The organism is Azospirillum sp. UENF 312511 (assembly GCF_058780635.1).
Map to the genome: position 1 here is coordinate 624,928 of NZ_JBSNCG010000002.1, position 17,396 is coordinate 642,323.

Annotated in this window: 18 protein-coding genes and 3 tRNA genes; 18 read left to right on the forward strand and 3 right to left on the reverse strand. The window is 70.4% G+C overall.

All coding sequences use genetic code 11. The features are described 5' to 3' along the window. Window positions 1–21: 21 nt before the first annotated feature. Both ACWPN7_RS11215 and ACWPN7_RS11220 read right to left on the reverse strand, forming a co-directional pair. The gene (locus tag ACWPN7_RS11215; protein ID WP_349621452.1) at window positions 22–1,302 is read right to left on the reverse strand and encodes an imelysin family protein; all 1,281 of its coding nucleotides are present in this window, start codon (window positions 1,300–1,302) and stop codon (window positions 22–24) included. A gap of 174 nt (window positions 1,303–1,476) precedes the next feature. Next, entirely contained in the window at window positions 1,477–2,661 is a 1,185-nt protein-coding gene (locus tag ACWPN7_RS11220; RefSeq protein WP_040138245.1) for a cytochrome-c peroxidase, read from the reverse strand. Between the two features lie 719 nt (window positions 2,662–3,380). Here ACWPN7_RS11220 and ACWPN7_RS11225 point away from each other — a divergent pair. The 17 genes from ACWPN7_RS11225 to ACWPN7_RS11305 all read left to right on the forward strand — a co-directional run bounded on the left by ACWPN7_RS11225 (window position 3,381) and on the right by ACWPN7_RS11305 (window position 16,335). Further along, on the forward strand, window positions 3,381–3,593 hold the full coding sequence (locus ACWPN7_RS11225) for a Flp family type IVb pilin (protein ID WP_014200062.1): 213 nt from the start codon (window positions 3,381–3,383) through the stop codon (window positions 3,591–3,593). Between the two features lie 36 nt (window positions 3,594–3,629). Next, window positions 3,630–4,202: an A24 family peptidase gene (locus tag ACWPN7_RS11230; RefSeq protein ID WP_459197938.1), complete on the forward strand. Its 573-nt coding sequence runs from the start codon at window positions 3,630–3,632 to the stop codon at window positions 4,200–4,202. Next, window positions 4,193–5,071, forward strand: a complete 879-nt coding sequence (cpaB, locus tag ACWPN7_RS11235; RefSeq protein WP_459197937.1) for a Flp pilus assembly protein CpaB — start codon at window positions 4,193–4,195, stop codon at window positions 5,069–5,071. Before ACWPN7_RS11230 ends, cpaB begins: the two co-directional genes overlap by 10 nt. Window positions 5,072–5,102: 31 nt before the next feature. Beyond that, complete coding sequence (locus ACWPN7_RS11240; protein WP_459197936.1) at window positions 5,103–6,551, forward strand: type II and III secretion system protein family protein; 1,449 nt, start codon at window positions 5,103–5,105, stop codon at window positions 6,549–6,551. Window positions 6,552–6,574: 23 nt separating this feature from the next. Beyond that, window positions 6,575–7,240: a CpaD family pilus assembly lipoprotein gene (locus ACWPN7_RS11245; RefSeq protein ID WP_247874890.1), complete on the forward strand. Its 666-nt coding sequence runs from the start codon at window positions 6,575–6,577 to the stop codon at window positions 7,238–7,240. Next, window positions 7,237–8,454, forward strand: a complete 1,218-nt coding sequence (locus ACWPN7_RS11250) for a CpaE/TadZ family protein (RefSeq protein ID WP_459197935.1) — start codon at window positions 7,237–7,239, stop codon at window positions 8,452–8,454. The genes ACWPN7_RS11245 and ACWPN7_RS11250 overlap by 4 nt, the downstream gene beginning before the upstream one ends. Then, window positions 8,451–9,842 (forward strand): TadA family conjugal transfer-associated ATPase, encoded by a 1,392-nt coding sequence (locus ACWPN7_RS11255; RefSeq protein WP_349621445.1) that lies wholly within the window; start codon window positions 8,451–8,453, stop codon window positions 9,840–9,842. The genes ACWPN7_RS11250 and ACWPN7_RS11255 overlap by 4 nt, the downstream gene beginning before the upstream one ends. Before the next feature lie 16 nt (window positions 9,843–9,858). Continuing rightward, window positions 9,859–10,824, forward strand: coding sequence for a type II secretion system F family protein (locus tag ACWPN7_RS11260; protein WP_459197934.1), 966 nt, complete (start codon window positions 9,859–9,861; stop codon window positions 10,822–10,824). Further along, window positions 10,821–11,831 carry a type II secretion system F family protein gene (locus ACWPN7_RS11265; protein WP_349621443.1) on the forward strand — a complete coding sequence of 337 codons (1,011 nt, stop codon included), beginning with the start codon at window positions 10,821–10,823 and terminating at the stop codon, window positions 11,829–11,831. The genes ACWPN7_RS11260 and ACWPN7_RS11265 overlap by 4 nt, the downstream gene beginning before the upstream one ends. Before the next feature lie 275 nt (window positions 11,832–12,106). Beyond that, entirely contained in the window at window positions 12,107–12,817 is a 711-nt protein-coding gene (locus ACWPN7_RS11270) for a tetratricopeptide repeat protein (protein WP_247887888.1), read from the forward strand. A gap of 9 nt (window positions 12,818–12,826) precedes the next feature. Further along, window positions 12,827–13,390, forward strand: a complete 564-nt coding sequence (locus tag ACWPN7_RS11275; RefSeq protein ID WP_407824658.1) for a TadE/TadG family type IV pilus assembly protein — start codon at window positions 12,827–12,829, stop codon at window positions 13,388–13,390. Window positions 13,391–13,395: 5 nt separating this feature from the next. Then, complete coding sequence (locus tag ACWPN7_RS11280) at window positions 13,396–14,004, forward strand: TadE/TadG family type IV pilus assembly protein (protein ID WP_137107313.1); 609 nt, start codon at window positions 13,396–13,398, stop codon at window positions 14,002–14,004. After that, the gene (locus ACWPN7_RS11285) at window positions 14,001–15,458 is read left to right on the forward strand and encodes a pilus assembly protein TadG-related protein (RefSeq protein WP_459197933.1); all 1,458 of its coding nucleotides are present in this window, start codon (window positions 14,001–14,003) and stop codon (window positions 15,456–15,458) included. Before ACWPN7_RS11280 ends, ACWPN7_RS11285 begins: the two co-directional genes overlap by 4 nt. 197 nt (window positions 15,459–15,655) lie before the next feature. After that, window positions 15,656–16,018, forward strand: a complete 363-nt coding sequence (locus ACWPN7_RS11290) for a response regulator (RefSeq protein ID WP_014200077.1) — start codon at window positions 15,656–15,658, stop codon at window positions 16,016–16,018. An 81-nt stretch (window positions 16,019–16,099) separates the two neighbouring features. Next, window positions 16,100–16,175: transfer RNA gene (locus ACWPN7_RS11295), tRNA-Asn, on the forward strand. A 4-nt stretch (window positions 16,176–16,179) separates the two neighbouring features. Continuing rightward, window positions 16,180–16,256: transfer RNA gene (locus tag ACWPN7_RS11300), tRNA-Asp, on the forward strand. Window positions 16,257–16,260: 4 nt separating this feature from the next. Further along, a tRNA-Gly gene (locus tag ACWPN7_RS11305) sits at window positions 16,261–16,335 on the forward strand. A 102-nt stretch (window positions 16,336–16,437) separates the two neighbouring features. Here the strand turns inward: ACWPN7_RS11305 and ACWPN7_RS11310 are convergent. Continuing rightward, entirely contained in the window at window positions 16,438–16,806 is a 369-nt protein-coding gene (locus ACWPN7_RS11310; RefSeq protein WP_456531351.1) for a helix-turn-helix domain-containing protein, read from the reverse strand. Here ACWPN7_RS11310 and ACWPN7_RS11315 point away from each other — a divergent pair. Next, window positions 16,805–17,371: an MSMEG_1061 family FMN-dependent PPOX-type flavoprotein gene (locus ACWPN7_RS11315; protein WP_456531350.1), complete on the forward strand. Its 567-nt coding sequence runs from the start codon at window positions 16,805–16,807 to the stop codon at window positions 17,369–17,371. The genes ACWPN7_RS11310 and ACWPN7_RS11315 overlap by 2 nt on opposite strands. Window positions 17,372–17,396: the final 25 nt, after the last annotated feature.

A 17,396-nucleotide genomic window follows, 5' to 3' on the forward strand; every position in this document is an offset into this window, starting at 1 on the left:
GCCGGCTTACTTGCCGACGTCTTACTTCCCGACAGCCGACGGGTTGTCGAGGCTGTCCGAACCGGCCAGCTCGACCGAAACGCCCAGGGCGGCGACAACGCCTTCCAAAGCCTTCTTCTGGTCGACCAGACGGTCCACCGCGGTCGAAATGATCGCGTTGCCCTCGGCGTTGTCGGTGCCGATCATCTGGTCGTAGGCCATCTTGCCGCTGTCGGCGGTGTCCTTCATGACCTTCATCGCGGCGGTGGTGGCGGTCATCGCCTCCTTCACCTTGGCGTCGGCCTCCGGCGCGGTGGCGGCGACGTACTGCGACAGCGACGGGCCGGTCACGACCTTGCCGTCCACGCGGGTGTAGCGTCCGCTGTAGACGTTGACCATGCCGACCTGGTCGTAATAGTGCGAGTTGTGGGTGTTGTCGGAGAAGCAGTCATGCTCCTCCTCCGGGTCGTGCAGCATGAGGCCGAGCTTCATGCGCTCGCCGGCCAGCTCGCCGTAGCTCAGGCTGCCGAGGCCGGTCAGGATGCGGGCGACGCCCTCCGATTCCTTGGCCTTGGCGATGGAGGCGCGGGCCTTGCCCTTGGCGCCCCAGGCCTTGGCCATCTCCTCCAGATCCTCGACCAGCATCTGGGTGGCGACGGTCAGGAACTGGGCACGGCGGTCGCAATTGCCGTTGGTGCAGTCCTTGCCCTTGGCGTAGTCGGTCGCCTTGCGGTCGCCGGCGCCCGGACCCGTGCCGTTCAGGTCCTGGCCCCACAGCAGGAACTCGACGGCGTGGTAGCCGGTCGCCACGTTGGCCTCGACCTTGCCGGCCTCGTGCAGCGTGTCGGCCAGCAGTTCCTTGGTGATCTTGCGGGCGTCGATGGTCTTGTCGCCGGCCTTGATCTTCGGGTTGGCGATCACGTTGGCCTTGGCGAACGGGTTGCTGTCGCCGCCGGCGTAGCTGTCGTCCACATAGTCAATCAGGCCCTCGTCGAGCGGCCAGGCGTTGACCTTGCCTTCCCACTCGTCGACGATCGGGTTGCCGAAGCGGAAGGCCTCGGTCTGCATGTAGGGGACGCGGGCGTTCAGCCACGCCGTGCGGGCGGCGGCCAGCGTCGCGTCCGACGGGTTGGCCACCAGTGCGTCGATGGCCTTCTTCAGCGCCTTGGCGGTGCTGGCGGAGTCCTCGTAGCTGGCCTGGGCGATGTCGGCGTAGGTCTTCACCACGTCCTTGTAGGCGGGCTTGGACGACTGGGCGTCGGCGGCGAGCGGCGCCAGCGCGATGAGAGCCGCGGCGGCAAAGCCGGAGGCGTGCTTGAACATGAAGGTCTCCTCAAGCGTCGGTGATCGTTGGCGTGAGAGCCATGAAAGTGCGAAGCATTCTCAACATGCGCCGCTAATCACTCTCATTGTCAAGATGCATTTGCCAAGCAGGGCGCGCATTGCCGAATTTGCGGCGGGCGGCGGGGCCATGGCGACCACCCCGCCCGTCCGCGCTCACTTCAGAAGCGGTTCGTAACGGGCGTCGGTCAGCGTCTTCATGAAGGCGACCAGAGCCTTGATTCGGCGGTCGTCGAGCGCCGGGCCCTCCTCCAGCTCCTTGATGGAGACGGTGGCGGCGATTTCCGGATTGCCCCAGGGCTTGCCGGTCTCCGGGTTGATCTGGTCGGCCGGCTTGCGGCTGTTGTACTTGTTGTAGAAGCGGACGACGGTCTCCAGGTCCTTGAAGACACCGTTGTGCATGTAGGGGCCGGTCACCGCGACGTTGCGCAGGGTCGGCGTCTTGAATTTCCCCTCATAGGCTTTCTGGTCATGGGCCTTCTGGCCCTTCAGCGCCGGATTCTCGGCCAGCCCGCGGTCGATGTGCGTCGGCGCCACCCCGTTGGCCGCCCGCAGCTCCGCGTTCACCGGCACGCCGATGTTGTGGTACTCGTAGTTGGTGAAGACCTCGTTCGTCGCCGCCGGCATGGCGTTCAGCTTGTGGCAAACGTTGCAGTTGGTGAATTGCTGCGAGAAGAACAGGGTCATCCCCAGCTCCTCCTCGCCGGTCATCTTGTATTCGCCGCGCAGATAACGGTCGTACTTGGAATCGAAAGGCGAGAAGACGTCGGTCTTCTCGAAGGCGGCGATGCTGTCGGTCATCGCGTCGTAGGCGCGGTCGGCGTCGTCCAGCACCCCCGCGCCGTAGAGGGCGACGAAGCTCCGCGCGTAGTCGGCGTTCTCCTTCAACCGCCCCTGCACCTCCGCCTTGGAGGCCATGGCCATCTCGGCGGGGTTCAGCGGCGGGCCGCCGGCCTGCTCCTGGAGGGTGGCGGCGCGGCCGTCGTGGAACTGCCCGCCGAAGGGAACCCCGTTGGCCTTGAAGCCGAAGCGCGGAGAAAGATGGGCGTAGGCGGCGGTCGGCGCGTTGCGGTCGCCCAGCGACTTGCCGTCCGCGCCCAGCGACGCAGCACCGCGCGGGTCGGCGAAGCCGAATTCGGGGTTGTGGCAGGTCGCGCAGGACTGGCTGCGCGTGGAGGACAGGTTGTTGTCGAAGAACAGCGCCTTGCCCAGTTCGGCCTTCGCCTTCTGCAACTCCGCCGGATCGGCCGCCAAACCGGAGCCACCAGTGATCAACAGGCCAGCGATCAACAGGGAGGACAGCGCCGCGGCCGGCGCGACATATTTGCCGAACAATGACATCCTGACTCTCGCTCCTTGACGGCGGTGGCCCACGGCGGCAATCCATGGCGGGGCCTGCCGGTCAGTATCCATGCCCTTCGGCCTGGATGATAGTTATTCTCATTATCACGAACGTGCGACCTATTGCCACTGGTCGTAGGACCGACGGGATTAACTCCTCGTCCCGTTCGTCCGGCCCTGTTCCCGGATGGAGGATCCGGTCCGGATGCTTCGGCATGACGGAAAAGGGTACCCCGACCCGGCTACCGACTCTGCTTCGCCATCCGGCGAACCAGCCACCATTCCGAGGTGCTGCGGCACCACCTCGGGACTCCGAATGCTCCGCGCACCGCGAAAGGAGCGGCGGCGGCAGCACCGGCACAATCCCGTCATGGTCCGATAATCACTTCAAATTCTAATCATTTCCTTCCAAAGCAATCCGACCGCCATTCACGCCCTCGAACGGCGCTCTCCTTCCCGTTTCTTTGACCCGGCTCTTCTGCACATGGCAGCGCCTGCGCTTTGCCTGAAGGCAGCGCGAAAAGTTGCGTTGCGGATCGCGAGGACAACGGCACCGGCCCGCCGGACTACCCCTATCGATAGGTTTATTAAAATGTCGGGCTTCGACATCCTGAAATCACAAACGCCGTGCATTCCCTGAAAATCAGTAATCAAACCCCTCCGCTTCACAGTGATGAAGCGAAAACCCTTCGCGTTGCAATTATCAACGGAGACAATCAATGACCCTGTTCGCCAACATCCGCGCCATCATTTCCCCGGTCCAGGCCGCCACCAAGGACCGCAAGGGCATCACGGCCCTCGAATACGGTCTGGCGGCGGCGCTTGTCGCGCTGGTCATCATCGGCGGCGCCCGCACCTTCGGCACCAACGTCAGCACCCTGTTCACCGGCATCGGCACCACGGTCAGCGGCACCTCGACGAAAATTCCGTAAACGCCGCTCCTCCCCCTCCCACGCAAAGCTCCCGCCATGGATACGATCGCTCTCTTCGATCCCCTCTCCCTGGCACCGCCCGTGGCGGGGCTTGCGCTGGGCTGGGCGGCGGCGGACGACCTGTGCCGGCGCATCATTCCGGACACGGTGTCGATCCTCCTCGCCAGCCTCGGTCTCGCGCTTCCGCTGTGGCAGGGCGCCCCCTTTCCCTGGGCCAGCCTTGCCGCCGCCGCCACGCTGTTCCTGGTCCTGTGCATCCTGCACGGGCGGGGCTGGCTGGGCGGCGGGGACGTGAAGCTGGCCTCGGCCATCCTGCTGCTGGTCGGGGTGGAGCGGGCCGCCCCCTTCGCGACCGCCACCGCGCTGGCTGGAGGGGTGCTCTCCCTCATCTATCTCGCCGGGTGGCTGGCCCTGCGCAAGGCGCGCCCGGCGCGCCGGCTACTGCGCCGCTTTGGCGGTCGGCCCGGCCCGGCCCGCATCCTGGCCCATCTCCTGGCGGCCGAGGCGCACCGCATCGCCACCCGCCATTCCGTGCCCTACGGCGTCGCTCTGTCCGCCGGCGGGCTGCTCACCCTCTCCAACCCCACCGGAGGAGCGGCATGGTTCTGAGAGTGCTTTTCCTGTCCCTGCTGCTCGTCGGGCTGTCGCTGGTGGGCTACGTGTCCTTCTCGATGCTGCCGGCCCCGACCGCCGCCGTCGCGGTGCCGGCGCCCCAGGCGCCGATGGACTCCGTGCTGGTCGCCGCCCGCCCGATCTCCACCGGCATGCTTCTGCGCGCCGAGGATCTGCGCTGGGAAGCCTGGCCGCCGGGCCGTCTGGTGGACGGCTACATGGTGCGGGGCCGCGTGGCCGAAAGCGCCTACAGCGGCGCCGTCACACGCCGCTCCTTCACCGCGGGCGAGCCGATCATGGCCGGCCACATCGTGGCGCCGGGGGAGCGCGGCTTCCTTGCCGCCGTGCTGTCGCCGGGCAGCCGCGCCGTCTCGGTGGCGGTGGACGCGGTCAGTGCGACCGGCGGGCTGATCTGGCCGGGCGACCGCGTGGACCTGATCCTGACCCAGAACTTCGAATCCCAGGCGGGGCGCGACCTGCGCAGCCGGGCGGTTGGCGAGACCGTGCTCCAGAACCTGCGCGTCATCGCCATCGACCAGCAGCTCGGCGAGGCGGGCATGACGAAGAACGGGCCGGACGGGCGCGTTCCCCGCACCGTGACGCTGGAGGTCACCGCCCGCCAGAGCGAGACGGTCACCGTCGCCGCCGCCATGGGCAAGCTGTCGCTGGCGCTGCGCAGCCTGCTTTCCGACGAGACCGTCCTCGCCACGGGCAATGCGGAAGCCGCCTCGGCCCCGACCTGGGCCGAGGACGTGTCGCCCGCCCTGCGCCAGCTTCCCGCACCCCACAGCGCGGAGGCGCCCGCCGCCCGCCGCCCGGCGCTGCTCATCATCCGCGGCTCCAAGACGGAAACGCTCGAACGCTGAACCGCCGCGCCGACCCAGGGGGGACGAAGTCATGACGATGGCAACCATCAACACCACAAGCCGGGCCGCGGCCCTCAGGATCATGGGGGCGGCCCTCCTGGCCGGGCTGTTCGCGGCGCTGGCCGCGGCGCCCGCCCAATCCCAGCAGCGCCCCCGCGAGATCACGCTGGAGGTCGGCGGCGGGCAGCCGGTCAACCTGCCGGCCCCGGCGGCCAGCGTCTTCACCTCCGCCCCGGAGATCGCCGACGTGCAGGCGTCCGGCCCGCAGGCCTTCTTCATCGTCGCCAAGACGCCGGGGCGGGCCAGCGTCTACGCCCTGTCGGCGGACAACAAGCCGCTGGCCTCCTTCAGCGTCGTCGTCACCATGCCGGTCGGCGACCTGCGCTCCAAGCTGGTCGCCCAGGTGCCCAACGCCGCCATCGACGTGCAGAGCACCGGCAACGGCATCACGCTGACCGGCACCGTCTCCTCCCCCGCCACGGCGCGGCAGATGGTCGAGCTGGCCGAGCGCTACGTCGGGCAGGGGCAGACCGTCACCAACCGCCTGACCGTCGCCTCCCCCGCCCAGGTGAATCTGCGGGTCCGCGTCGCCGAGGTGTCGCGGCAGGTGACCAAGGAGCTGGGCGTCAATTTCGAGAGCATGTTCAACATCGGTTCCTTCGCCTTCGGGATCGCCACCGGGCGGCCCATCCTGGACGCCGCAGGCAACCTGATCCGCGCCATTCCCCCAACCAACTCCATCGGTGGCAGCTACCGCTCCAGCAACGGGCGGGTGGACATCAACACGGTGGTGGACGCGCTGGCCGAGGATGGGCTGATCACCGTGCTGGCCGAGCCGAACCTGACCGCCCTGTCCGGCGAGACGGCCAGCTTCCTGGCCGGCGGTGAGTTCCCCATCCCGGTCGCCCAGTACGACCGCACCACCACCATCCAGTTCAAGAAGTACGGCGTCAGCCTGGACTTCACCCCGACCGTGCTGGGCGGCGGCCAGATCAGCATGCGCGTCCGCCCGGAGGTCAGCGAGCTGACCAACAACGGCGCCGTCGTGGTCGACTCCATCCGTATCCCCGGCCTGTCGGTGCGCCGCGCCGAGACGACCATCGAGCTGGCCAGCGGGCAGAGCTTCGCCATCGCCGGCCTGCTTCAGAACAACACCACGGCGACGCTGGACGCCGTGCCGGGGCTGGGCGACGTGCCGGTGCTGGGGGCGCTGTTCCACTCCAGCAAGTTCCGCCGCAACGAGACGGAGCTGGTCATCGTCGTGACCCCCTACCTCGTCCGCCCGGTGTCCGCCGCCAACGCCCTGTCCGCCCCGACCGACGGCTTCGTCGCGGCGACCGACGTGGAGCGCATCTTCCTGAACCGCGCCCAGAGCCTGCAACCCCCGGCCGGCGGCAGCAGCGCGGCCAGCACCGCCCCGCTCGCTATCGGGCCGGGCGCCGCCCGCCTTCATGGCGACGCCGGCTTCAGCCTCCAATGACCCCTTTCGCGGAGCACAGCGCCATGCCCAGAGCCATGCGAACGCCGATGCTGCTTCTGCCACTCCTCACGGGTCTGCTGGGCGGCTGCGCCGTGCCTCAGACTCCCCCGCCGATGCCCACCGCCCAAGTACCGGCCGTGAGGGCGCTCAGCAACGCCGTCCCCTTCGCCATCGACCCGCGCAGCGGCGCCATCGCGGCGGAGGAGCGCGCCCGGGTGGCCCGCACGGTGGCCGGGCTCGGCCGCGACACCACCCCCCACGTGACGGTCACCGGCCCCCTGCTGGCCGCCCCGGCGCGGGCCGCCGTCGCCTCCCTGCTGGGCGAGGCCGGCGTGCCGGCGGAGAACCTCACCTTCGCCCCCGACCAGACCGGCGCCCCGGCGCTCCAGGTCACCAGCTACGTCGCGCTGGCCCCGGACTGCGCGGCGTGGAGCGACATCTACAGCGGCTGGTACCAGAACAGCCCGACCGCGGCGCTGGGCTGCAGCAACCAGCGCAACCTCGCTCTGATGCTGGCTGATCCGCGCGACCTCGTGCAGGGCCGCGAGACCGTTCCCGCCGACGGCCAGCGCATGGCCGGCGCCGTCCAGCGCTACCGCGCCGACCAGGTGAAGCCCTTCGTGAAGGGCAACAGCACCAGCGCCTTCGTGCTGTCCCCCGCCCTGAACGGAAGCCAGGAGGAGCAATGAGCCTGCTCGCCACCCTTCTCGGCGACGCGCCGTCGTCGGCCGACGCCGCCCGCGGCGCCGGTCCCCGCCTGCTCGCCTACGTCGCCGACGCGGCCAGCGCCGCCCTGCTGAACAGCGTGGCGCCGTCCCTGCTGCCCTGCGAGGTGCGGACCGGCGACATCCGCAGCGCCGTCCGCGATCTCGCCCGCCAGCGCTCGCCAGACCTGCTGCTGGTCGACCTGTCCGGCGTCGCCGCCCCGCTGGCCGCCATGGAGGCGCTGGCCGGGGTTTGCGACCCGTCGGTGCGGGTCATCGCGGTCGGCGACAGCAACGACATCGGCCTCTACCGCGACCTGCGCCGGATCGGAGTCACCGACTATCTGTTCAAGCCGCTGTCCCGCGACCTGCTGGAGGGGGCGCTGCGCGCCGCCGGCGCCGGCGCCGGCGCCGCAGCGGACGAGGCGCCGGGCCGGCTGGGCAAGCTGGTGGCGGTGGTCGGCGCGCGCGGCGGCGTGGGCACGACCACGGTGGCGGTGCATCTCGGCTGCTGGCTGGCCGACGGGGCGCGGGGCCGCACGGCGCTGGTCGACCTCGACCTGCAGAACGGCACGGTGGCGCTGGCCCTCAACCTGCGGCCCGAACCGGCGCTGCGCGAGGCGGTGGAGGCGCCCGACCGGGTGGACGACGTGTTCATGGAGCGCGCCATGGTCGCCGCCTCCGACCGGCTGTCCGTCCTGGCGGCGGAGGAGCCGGTGGAGGACGTCATCGACATCGCGCCGACCGCCGCCCTCTCGGTGCTGAACCGTCTCCAGGCCCGCCACAACTACGTCGTCGTGGACGCCGGCCGCGCCCAGGGCGGGGCCGCCCGCGCCGCGCTGGAGGCGGCGTCCATCGTAGTCCTGGTCGGCGACGCCAGCGTCGCGGGCTTGCGCGATCTGGTGCGGCTGCGCGCCGCCATCGCGCACCGGTCCGGCGGCGGGCGTCTCGTCACCGTCCTGAACCGGCGCGGCGCCCCCGGCGAGCTTCCCGCGGCGGACCTGATGCGCACGCTGGGCGAGCCGCCGGAACACGCCCTGCCCTACCGCCCGGTGCCGCTGGCCGTCGCCGCGGGCGTCGGCGAGCCGGCCTTCCGCCATTGCCGCCGCTTCCGCGAAGCCATGGAGCGGCTGGGCGCCGACGTCGCCGGCCAGCCCGCCGCCCAGGACGGCCTGTTCCGCCGTTGGGTGCGGCGATGAGCACGCTGTTCGGCCGCAAGGCCGCACCCCCCTCCCTGGCGGTCGCCAGCCCGCCGCCCGAGGAGCCGAAACCCGCCCCGGTCCCCGCACCGGCGGCGGTCTCCGTCCCGCCGCTGGCCGCGGTCCGCCCGGTCAACCGCTCGCTGAACGACATCCGGTCGCAGGTGCTGGCCCGCATCGACCCGGCGACCATCGCCGACATGCCGGCGGAGACGCTGCGCCCGCTGGTCGAGCGGCTGATCGACGACATCGCCACCACCAGCCGCAGCCAGCTGAACGGGCGCGAGCAGGCCGCGCTGGCGACGGAGCTGGTCCACGACATGATCGGCCTCGGTCCGCTGGAACCGCTGCTGGCCGACGACGCGATCACCGACATCATGGTCAACGGCCCGTCGCGCACCTTCGCCGAGCAGCGCGGCAAGCTGGTCGAGATGCCGGTGCGTTTCCGCGACGCCGGGCATCTGCTGAACATCGCGCAGCGCATCGCCTCGGCGGTGGGGCGGCGGGTGGACGAGTCCAGCCCCATGGTCGACGCCCGGCTGGCCGACGGCAGCCGCGTCAACATCGTGGTGCCGCCGCTGGCGCTCGACGGCGCCTGCATCTCCATCCGCAAGTTCGCCCGCCGCACCATCGGCTTCCGCGAGCTGGTGGAGTTCCGCAGCATGTCGGAGCCGATGGCCCGCGCGCTGGAGATCATCGGGCGCTGCCGGCTGAACGTCATCATCTCGGGCGGCACCGGCTCGGGCAAGACGACGCTGCTCAACGCCATGTCCCGCCCCATCGAGGCGACGGAGCGCGTCATCACCATCGAGGACGCGGCCGAACTCCAGCTCCAGCAGCCCCACGTCGTCCGGCTGGAGACCCGCCCGCCCAACCTGGAGGGCCAGGGCCAGGTGACGCAGCGCGACCTCGTCCGCAACGCGCTGCGCATGCGTCCCGACCGCATCATCATCGGCGAGGTGCGCGGGGCGGAAGCCTTCGACATGCTCCAGGCGATGAACACCGGCCATGACGGGTCGATGTCGACCATCCATGCCAACAACCCGCGCGACGCGCTGAGCCGCGTCGAGAACATGGTGCTGATGGCCGGCATGAACCTGCCCAGCCGGGCCATCCGCCAGCAGATCGCCGGGGCGGTCAACGTCATCGTCCAGGTCCAACGCATGCGCGACGGCGTGCGCCGCATCACCCACGTCACCGAGCTGGTCGGCATGGAGGGCGACGTGATCCTGACCCAGGACCTCTTCACCTTCGAGTTCCGCGGCGAGAACCGCGACGGGATCCTGGAGGGGCGTTACGCCGCCACCGGCCTGCGCCCGCGCTTCGCCGACCGGCTGGCCTATTTCGGGCAGGAGGCGGCCTGGAACACCGCCACCACCGGCCCGTAGCGGGGGAGTACACGCGATGGACCGCATCCAGGCCCTCCAGCTCGCCACCCTCTTCCTCGGCGTCGGGACGCTGCTGTTCGCCCTGTCCACCCTGCGGGCGTTCCGCCGCCGCAAGGCGCTGCGCCGCCGGCTGACCGCTCTGTCGGCGGAGGCGCGGGCGGTGGTGGAGGACGGCAGCCCCGACATCACCGGCGCCGGGTCCCTGACCCTCGCCGACCGGGTGAAACGGCGCATGTCGCGCTTCTATGCGCGGCGCCAGACCGTCTATCTGCCGCCGGGCATCCGGCTGTGGCGGGCGCTTCTGTATGCCGTGATCGCCGCCGGCCTGTGCTGGTGGCTGGGCGGGCCGGTGATGGGCGAGGCGGGCGCCACGACCGCCGCCGCCGTGGCCCTGCTGGTCACCCCCCGCCTCGTCTTCGCCGCCAGCCGCCGCAAGACGCTGGAGGCGCTGATGAACCAGCTTCCCGACGCGATCAGCCTCGTCGTCCGCGCCACCCGTGCCGGCATCCCGGTCTCGGAAAGCTTGCGCATGGTCGGCACCGAGCTGTCCGAGCCGATCGCCCCGCTGTTCCGCCGCATCGTCGATGAGACGGCCATGGGCATCGACCTGGAAACCGTGCTGGCCCGCGCCGCCGCCAACGTCCGCCTGCCGGAGTTCCGCTTCTTCGTCGTCACCCTGCTGCTGCAGCGGGAGACCGGCGGCAACCTGACGGAGCCGCTGGAGAATCTGGCCGACATGATCCGCCAGCGCCGCCGCGTGCAGATGCGCACCCGTGCCCTGACCTCGGAAGCGCGCAGCTCCGCCGCGGTGCTGGCCGCCCTGCCCTTCCTGGCCGGCGGCGGCATGGCGATGCTGAACCCCGACTACGCGTGGCGGCTGATCGACGAGCCGAGCGGCCAGACGATGCTGCTGGTGGCGGGCGGGCTGCTGCTGGTCGGCGTCGGCTCCATGCAGCTCCTCATCCGGAAGACCCTGTCATGAGCGGCGGCCTCATGAGCGGCGTCCTGATCCCGCAGCCGGTCCTTCTCGGCTTCGGCGTCCTGATGATCCTCACCGGGGTGGCCGGGCTGCGCTCCTGCGCGCTGCGCGAGCGGCTGCTGGCCCGGCTGGAGCGGCTGCGCGCCGGAACCGCGCCCTCCGCCGCCCCGGAAACGGAGCGCCGGAGCCTGCTGAGCCGGATCGGCGCCGCGCTGGCCCGCACGCCGCTCGTCGGCTCCGCCGACCGCGAGCGGATGCGCAAGAGCCTGATCGCCGCCGGCTACAACCAGCCCGGCCACCTCTATTCCCTGCTCGGCATCAAGCTGCTGTGCATCGGCGCCGGGATGGCGCTGGTCCCGGCGGCGGCGGGCGACCTGCTGCCCTCGCTGATCGGCGCGCCGGGTGCGGCGGCGCAGGTGGTGGCTGGCGCCCTGCTCGGCTGGCGGCTGCCCGATCTGGCGCTGGGCCGGATGCGCGACCGCCGTCTGGAGGAGGTGCGCAACGGCCTGCCCGACGCGCTCGACCTGCTGGTGATCTGCGGCGAGGCCGGCCTCGGCCTGGAAGCGGCGGTGGACCGCGTGGCCCGCGAGGTGGCGACCGCCTACCCGGCGCTGAGCGCCGAGCTGTCGGCCACCGCGGCGGAGATGCGCGTGCTGTCCGACCGCGGCGGCGCGCTCAACAACTTGGCCGCCCGGCTGGACATGGAGGGCGTGCGCGGCATGGCGACGACGCTGATCCAGGCCATGCGCTACGGCACGCCGCTGGCCCAGGCGCTGCGCGTCCTGGCCGGGGAGATGCGCGCCCAGCGCCTCGCCCGGTTCGAGGAGAAGGCGGCCCGCCTGCCGGTGCTGCTGACCTTGCCCATGGTGGTCTTCATCCTGCCCTGCGTCTTCATCGTCGTCGGCGGCCCCGCCATGCTCGACGTCTCGCGCAGCTTCGACAGCGCCGGCACCAGCCAGCAAACCCATTCCAACCCGCCCCACAGCCAGACCAAGGGAGGTCAGCCATGATCGCCATTCCAGCGTCATCGCATCCGACATCCCCTCTCCCGTCCCGGGAGAGGGAAGGGGCCCGCGCAACGCGCGGGAAGGGTGAGGGTACCGCCGCGGATGGGTTCGTTGATCCTCGCACGACCCTCACCCGGCGCCTGTGGCGCCACCCTCTCCCGGGACGGGAGAGGGGACCGTGGCCGAAGAAGCGTCTCTCCGGTCTGGGCCGTGCCGCGGCGGCCGCCCTCCTGCTGCTGTCGGTCAGCGCCTGCGCCAGCGCGCCGGGCGGCGGGCCGGTGGGGTCGAAGAGCGGCCCGACGGCCAACGCCACGCTGGACGACAAGGCGCGCGTGCAGCTCCGCCTCGCCCGCGCCGCGCAGGAGGCGGGAAACACCGGCTCCGCGGTGCGCTTCTACCGGGCGGTGCTGGATCAGGCGCCGGGCCATGTCGGCGCCCTGCTCGGGCTGGGCGAGACCCTGTCGGAGAGCGGGTCGGCCGCCGACGCGGTGGTCGAGCTTCAGAAAGCCGCCGCCGCGGTGCCCGACAATGTGGAGGTGCAAACGGCGCTGGGCCGCGCGCTGGTCCGCGCCAACCGCCCCGTCGACGCGCTGAACCGCTTCGACGCCCTGCTCCGCCGCAACGACGACGACCTGCGCGCCCGTCTGAACCGCGGCGTCGCCCTCGACCTCGCCGGGCGGCACGCGGAGGCCCAGGGCGAATACCGCCACGTCCTGAAGGCGGAGCCGAACAACGCGACGGCCATGGCCAACCTCGGCCTGTCGCTGGCGCTGAACGGCAGCGCCGAGGGCGTGGCGATCCTGGAAGGGCTGGTCCAAGGCGGGGTTGATTCCCCCCGCGTGCGCCAGAACCTTGCACTGGCCTACGGGCTGAAGGGCGATCGGGAGGCGGCGGCCCGCGTGGCCCGGCTCGACCTCGACGACGCCAACGTACGTTCCAACCTGGCCTTCTACGAGACGGCGCGCCAGTTCGTCGCCTTCAAACCGTGAGGCGGCCCCATGCGCAGCCGCCCCTCTCCCGTTCGCCGCGCTCTGCGTGACCGCCGGGGCCTGACCACGCTGGAGCTGGCGATCGTCTCCCCGGCGCTGATCGCGGGCATGATCGCGCTGGCCGAGGTGTCCTACTCGCTGACCGTGGACGGCCTGCTCAACCACGCCGCCCGCGCCGCCGCCCGCAGCGGCTTCACCGGAGAGCTGGCGACCGGCTTCACCGACCGCCGTGCCCAGGTTTGCGACACGGTGTACCGCTTGACCAGCCGGGTGCTCGACCAGAGCCGCCTGTCGGTGCGCAGCCACAGCTACGCCTCCTTCACCACGCTGGGCCAGATCAATGGCGGGATTCCGCCCTCCACCTCGCTCACCGACCTGAACTGCGGCTCCACCGACTGGGACGCCAATCAGACCGGGACGGCGCTGGGCGGCAGCGGGCAGGTCGTCGTCTACACGCTGCGCTACACCCAGCCGGTGCTGACCGGGCTGGGCGCCACGGTCCTGGGACGGGCGGAGCTGATCCACGAGGCCCGACTGGCCGTGCGCAACGAACCCTTCATGGTGGGGGAGTGAGCGGCATGATGGAGACACAGGTCCCGAAATCCCGGCGCCGGCCCCTGCCGCGCGATCGCAGCGGCGTCGCGGCGCTGGAGATGGCGCTGCTGGCGCCGGTCCTTCTGCTGCTGGTCACCGCCACGGTGGACGTGGTGCGCTACGTCAGCATCACCCTGACCCTGAACCGCACCGCCGCCAACGTCAGCGACATCGCCACCCAGTTCGACAAGCTGCGCGCCGGCATGACCGTGGTGAAGGGGAACGAGGTCGGCGTGCTGTTCCTGGCCGCGACGGAGGTCGCCCAGCCGCTGGACCTGATGGCCGGCGGGCAGGTGATCGTCACCTCGGTCGCCAACATGGGCCAGGGATCGCGGGTGATGTGGCAGGAACGGGCCGGCACCGGCTCCGCCATCAGCCACTACGGCGCCGCGGGCGGGGCGGCCACGCTGCCGCCCGGCTTCACCCAGCAGCCCGGCGACAACGCCATCTTCACCGAGCTGTTCTACCGCTTCACCCCCTATCTGCTGAGCGGACCGTGGCTCGGCGACGCCGGGACCTCCACGACGCTCTACGCCAGCGCCGTCTACCAGCCCCGGCTCGGCACGCTCACCACGCTGGAGACCGGGCCATGAGAACACGCTTCCTGACCGCGGCCCGCCTGCTCGCCTCTCTGGGCGCCACCTCTCTGGGCGCGGTGCGGCGGGACCGCCGGGGCGCCACCGCGCTGATGTTCGCCGCCGCCGCGGTGCCCCTGCTCGGCATGGTCGGGCTGGCGGTGGATTACGGACGGGCCTTCCTCGTGCAGTCCCGGCTCCAGACCGCCATCGACGCCGGGGCGCTGGCCGCCGGAAAGATGCTGAACTCCACGGCGGACGCCCAGAGCGACATCGCCATGTTCGTTGCGGCCAATCTGCCGCCGGGCTTTCTAGGGGCGGCCATCGGCACCCCGGCGGTGACGCTGGACCAGACGAACCAGCGCGTCGGCGTTTCGGTCACCGCCACGCTGCCGACGACCTTCCTGCGGGTCCTGCAGGTGAACGAGCTGACCATCTCGGTCACCAACCAGGTGCAGCGCGCCAACGCCGGGCTGGAGCTGGCGCTGGTGCTCGACGTCACCGGCTCCATGGCGACCAACAACCGCATCGGGGAGCTGCGCAGCGCCGCCACCGACCTCGTCAACATCCTGTTCGGGCCGGGCAGCACGCCGCCAAGGAACCTGTGGGTCTCCATCGCCCCCTACGCGGCGGAGGTCAACATCGGCAAGACCCGCACCAACTGGCTGGCGGCGGGCAGCTACGACGCCACCAAATGGGCCTCCCAGGGCTGGCGCGGCTGCGTCCTGGCGCGCACCCAGCCGCAGGACCAGACGGACACCCCGCCAGCCGTCGGCCCCTTCAAGCCCTTCTGGTACCCGAACAACCAGTACACCGGGACCAACAACGACAACCCCTGGACTCCCACGAACATCACCGACGACGGCACCTACCGCCAGACCAACGACATGGCCGGACCGAACCTCGGCTGTCCGCCGCCGATCATGGCGCTGACCAACGACCGTTCGGCGCTGCTCGCCAAGATCGCCGGGCTGAAGCCGGTGAACCGCGGCGGCACCATGGCGAACCAGGGGCTGCAGGCCGGTTGGTTCACCCTGTCGCCGAAGTGGCGCGGCCTGTGGGGCGGCACGACGCCGGACACGCTGCCGCTCGACTACGGCACACCCGACATGTCCAAGGCGGTCGTCCTGCTGACCGACGGCAACAACGAGTGGTACAAGTACAAGCCGCAGGGCGACTACACCAGCTACCAGCGCCTCAGCGACGGGCTGCTGGGCACCACCGATACCAATCAGGTGACGACGGCGATCAACAACCGCATGCTGACGCTGTGCAGCAACATGAAGGCGGCGGGGATCACCCTCTTCACCATCACCGTCGGCGACAGCGCCAGCAGCGCCACCCGCACCCTCTACGAAAGCTGCGCCTCGCCCGGCCCGAACCATTATTTCGACAGCCCGACGCCGGCGGACCTGCAGACGGTGTTCCGCACCATCGCCGGCCAGCTCAGCAACCTGCGAATCATCCGCTGACCGGCCGCTGACCGGCCGCTGACCGGCCGCTGACCGGCCGCTGATCGGCTGGCGCCGATCGGTCTGCGCTGAACGGCCGACACCTTGGCCGGGGGCGGTATGGCGGAGACGGCGGTTTATGACCTATTGCGCATTGGTCCGCCGCCGCCCGATGGGCTACAGGAATCGGGACCGTGCAGACAAGAGGCCCGCCCGTCATGTCCCAGACCTTTCATGTGATCGTTGCCGAAGACGACCCCGTCGTCGCGGTCACCATTGCCGAAACCCTGGAGGAGCGCGGCTTCCGCGTGACCATCGGGCGCAACGGGTTCGATGCCTTCAAGATCGACCAGAACGATCCCGCCGACATCCTGATCACCGACCTGCGCATGCCGCACTTCGACGGCACCAGCCTGATCGCCCGCATGCAGGAGCAGCGCCCCGAACTGCCCATCCTGGTCACCACCGGCTACAGCGACAACCTGCCCAAGGAGGAGCCGGGCCAGCTGTCCGTCGTCCAGAAGCCCTTCTCCGAGGACAGCATCGTCCGGGCGGTGCAGAGTCTGCTCGGGGTCGCCTGAAGGGGGCGGAAAAAAACTTCGCCACCCGGTGAAGTTCCTGCTTGCGCTGCGCCGCTGGGACCCGTATAAGCCGGCCTCCGTTCCGGATTAGCTCAGTCGGTAGAGCAGCGGACTGTTAATCCGCGTGTCGCTGGTTCGAGTCCAGCATCCGGAGCCATATTGCGGGTGTAGCTCAGTTGGTTAGAGCGCCGGCCTGTCACGCCGGAGGCCGCGGGTTCAAGTCCCGTCACTCGCGCCACATTGCGGGCGTAGCTCAGGGGTAGAGCACAACCTTGCCAAGGTTGGGGTCGAGGGTTCGAATCCCTTCGCCCGCTCCAGTTTCGGGGCACGACAGTGTCTACGGGGGCCGCTTGTTCATCGAGCGGCCCCTCGTCGTTTCAGGCGTCGTTTGGGACCAACCCGTTCCTTCCCAATCCCGCTCAGCCGAAATAAGCCGATGGCGTCACGCCCAACGTCCGCTTGAACAAGGCGATGAAGGCGCTGACGCTGTCGTAGCCGAGGTCGATGGCCACGGTCGTCACCGGCGCGCCCTCGGCCAGCATCTCCAGCGCGCGCATCAGGCGCGCCCGCTGCCGCCACGCGGTGTAGCTGTGACCGGTCTCCGCCACGAAGCGGCGGCTCAGCGTCCGCTCGGACACGCCCGCCCAGGAGGCCCAGGCGCCCATGCCGCGCCGATCCCCGGGATCGTCGAGCAAGGCCCGCGCGATCCGGAGAAGGCGCGGGTCGCGCGGCATCGGCAAGGTGAAGGGGTCGATGGGCGAAGCCCTGAGTTCGTCGAGGAGGACCATGGCAAGGCGCCATTGCGCCTCGTTCAGCTCCCATCCCTGCCATCCGGAGGCGCGGATCGCCAAGGCCACCTTCTTCTGCCTCGCGACCGGTCGCGCTGCGGGTCTGGACGCCTCGCCGCGCGGCGGCCCGCCGGGCTTTGTCAGGATGCTCGACGCCAAGACCGTCGCCTTCGCCGACTGGCCGGGCAACAACCGGATCGAGTCCATGCGCAACCTTCTGGAGGATGATCGGCTGGGGATGCTGTTCCTCTTCCCGGGCCTGGACGTCTTCATGCGGATCAATGGGCACGGCCGCGTCTCCGACGACGCGGCTCTCCGCGCCAGCCTCGCCGAGGGGACAAAAATTCCCAAGACGGCCATCGTCGTGAGCGTGGAGGAGGTGCTGTTCCACTGCGGCAAGGCGGTGAACCGGGCCAAGCTGTGGGCGCCGGAATCACGGATCGGGCGCGGCATCCTCCCGACCCCCGGCCAGATGCTGGCCACCATGACGAATCAGGATGCCTCCACCGCCGCGACGATCGACGCGCACTACGATCATGCGATGCGGAACGACCTCTACGGCTGAACCGTGATCCCCTCCCCCGCCTGCG

Coding starts and splice junctions, on each gene's coding strand:
- ACWPN7_RS11225 (WP_014200062.1), top strand. CDS start 3,381: ATGACCCTGTTCGCCAACATCCGCGCCATCATTTCCCCGGTCCAGGCC.
- ACWPN7_RS11215 (WP_349621452.1), bottom strand. CDS start 1,302: ATGTTCAAGCACGCCTCCGGCTTTGCCGCCGCGGCTCTCATCGCGCTG.
- ACWPN7_RS11275 (WP_407824658.1), top strand. CDS start 12,827: ATGCGCAGCCGCCCCTCTCCCGTTCGCCGCGCTCTGCGTGACCGCCGG.
- ACWPN7_RS11285 (WP_459197933.1), top strand. CDS start 14,001: ATGAGAACACGCTTCCTGACCGCGGCCCGCCTGCTCGCCTCTCTGGGC.
- ACWPN7_RS11265 (WP_349621443.1), top strand. CDS start 10,821: ATGAGCGGCGGCCTCATGAGCGGCGTCCTGATCCCGCAGCCGGTCCTT.
- ACWPN7_RS11230 (WP_459197938.1), top strand. CDS start 3,630: ATGGATACGATCGCTCTCTTCGATCCCCTCTCCCTGGCACCGCCCGTG.
- ACWPN7_RS11245 (WP_247874890.1), top strand. CDS start 6,575: ATGCCCAGAGCCATGCGAACGCCGATGCTGCTTCTGCCACTCCTCACG.
- ACWPN7_RS11255 (WP_349621445.1), top strand. CDS start 8,451: ATGAGCACGCTGTTCGGCCGCAAGGCCGCACCCCCCTCCCTGGCGGTC.
- ACWPN7_RS11260 (WP_459197934.1), top strand. CDS start 9,859: ATGGACCGCATCCAGGCCCTCCAGCTCGCCACCCTCTTCCTCGGCGTC.
- ACWPN7_RS11250 (WP_459197935.1), top strand. CDS start 7,237: ATGAGCCTGCTCGCCACCCTTCTCGGCGACGCGCCGTCGTCGGCCGAC.
- ACWPN7_RS11310 (WP_456531351.1), bottom strand. CDS start 16,806: ATGGTCCTCCTCGACGAACTCAGGGCTTCGCCCATCGACCCCTTCACC.
- ACWPN7_RS11240 (WP_459197936.1), top strand. CDS start 5,103: ATGACGATGGCAACCATCAACACCACAAGCCGGGCCGCGGCCCTCAGG.
- ACWPN7_RS11290 (WP_014200077.1), top strand. CDS start 15,656: ATGTCCCAGACCTTTCATGTGATCGTTGCCGAAGACGACCCCGTCGTC.
- cpaB (WP_459197937.1), top strand. CDS start 4,193: ATGGTTCTGAGAGTGCTTTTCCTGTCCCTGCTGCTCGTCGGGCTGTCG.
- ACWPN7_RS11280 (WP_137107313.1), top strand. CDS start 13,396: ATGATGGAGACACAGGTCCCGAAATCCCGGCGCCGGCCCCTGCCGCGC.
- ACWPN7_RS11220 (WP_040138245.1), bottom strand. CDS start 2,661: ATGTCATTGTTCGGCAAATATGTCGCGCCGGCCGCGGCGCTGTCCTCC.
- ACWPN7_RS11315 (WP_456531350.1), top strand. CDS start 16,805: ATGGCAAGGCGCCATTGCGCCTCGTTCAGCTCCCATCCCTGCCATCCG.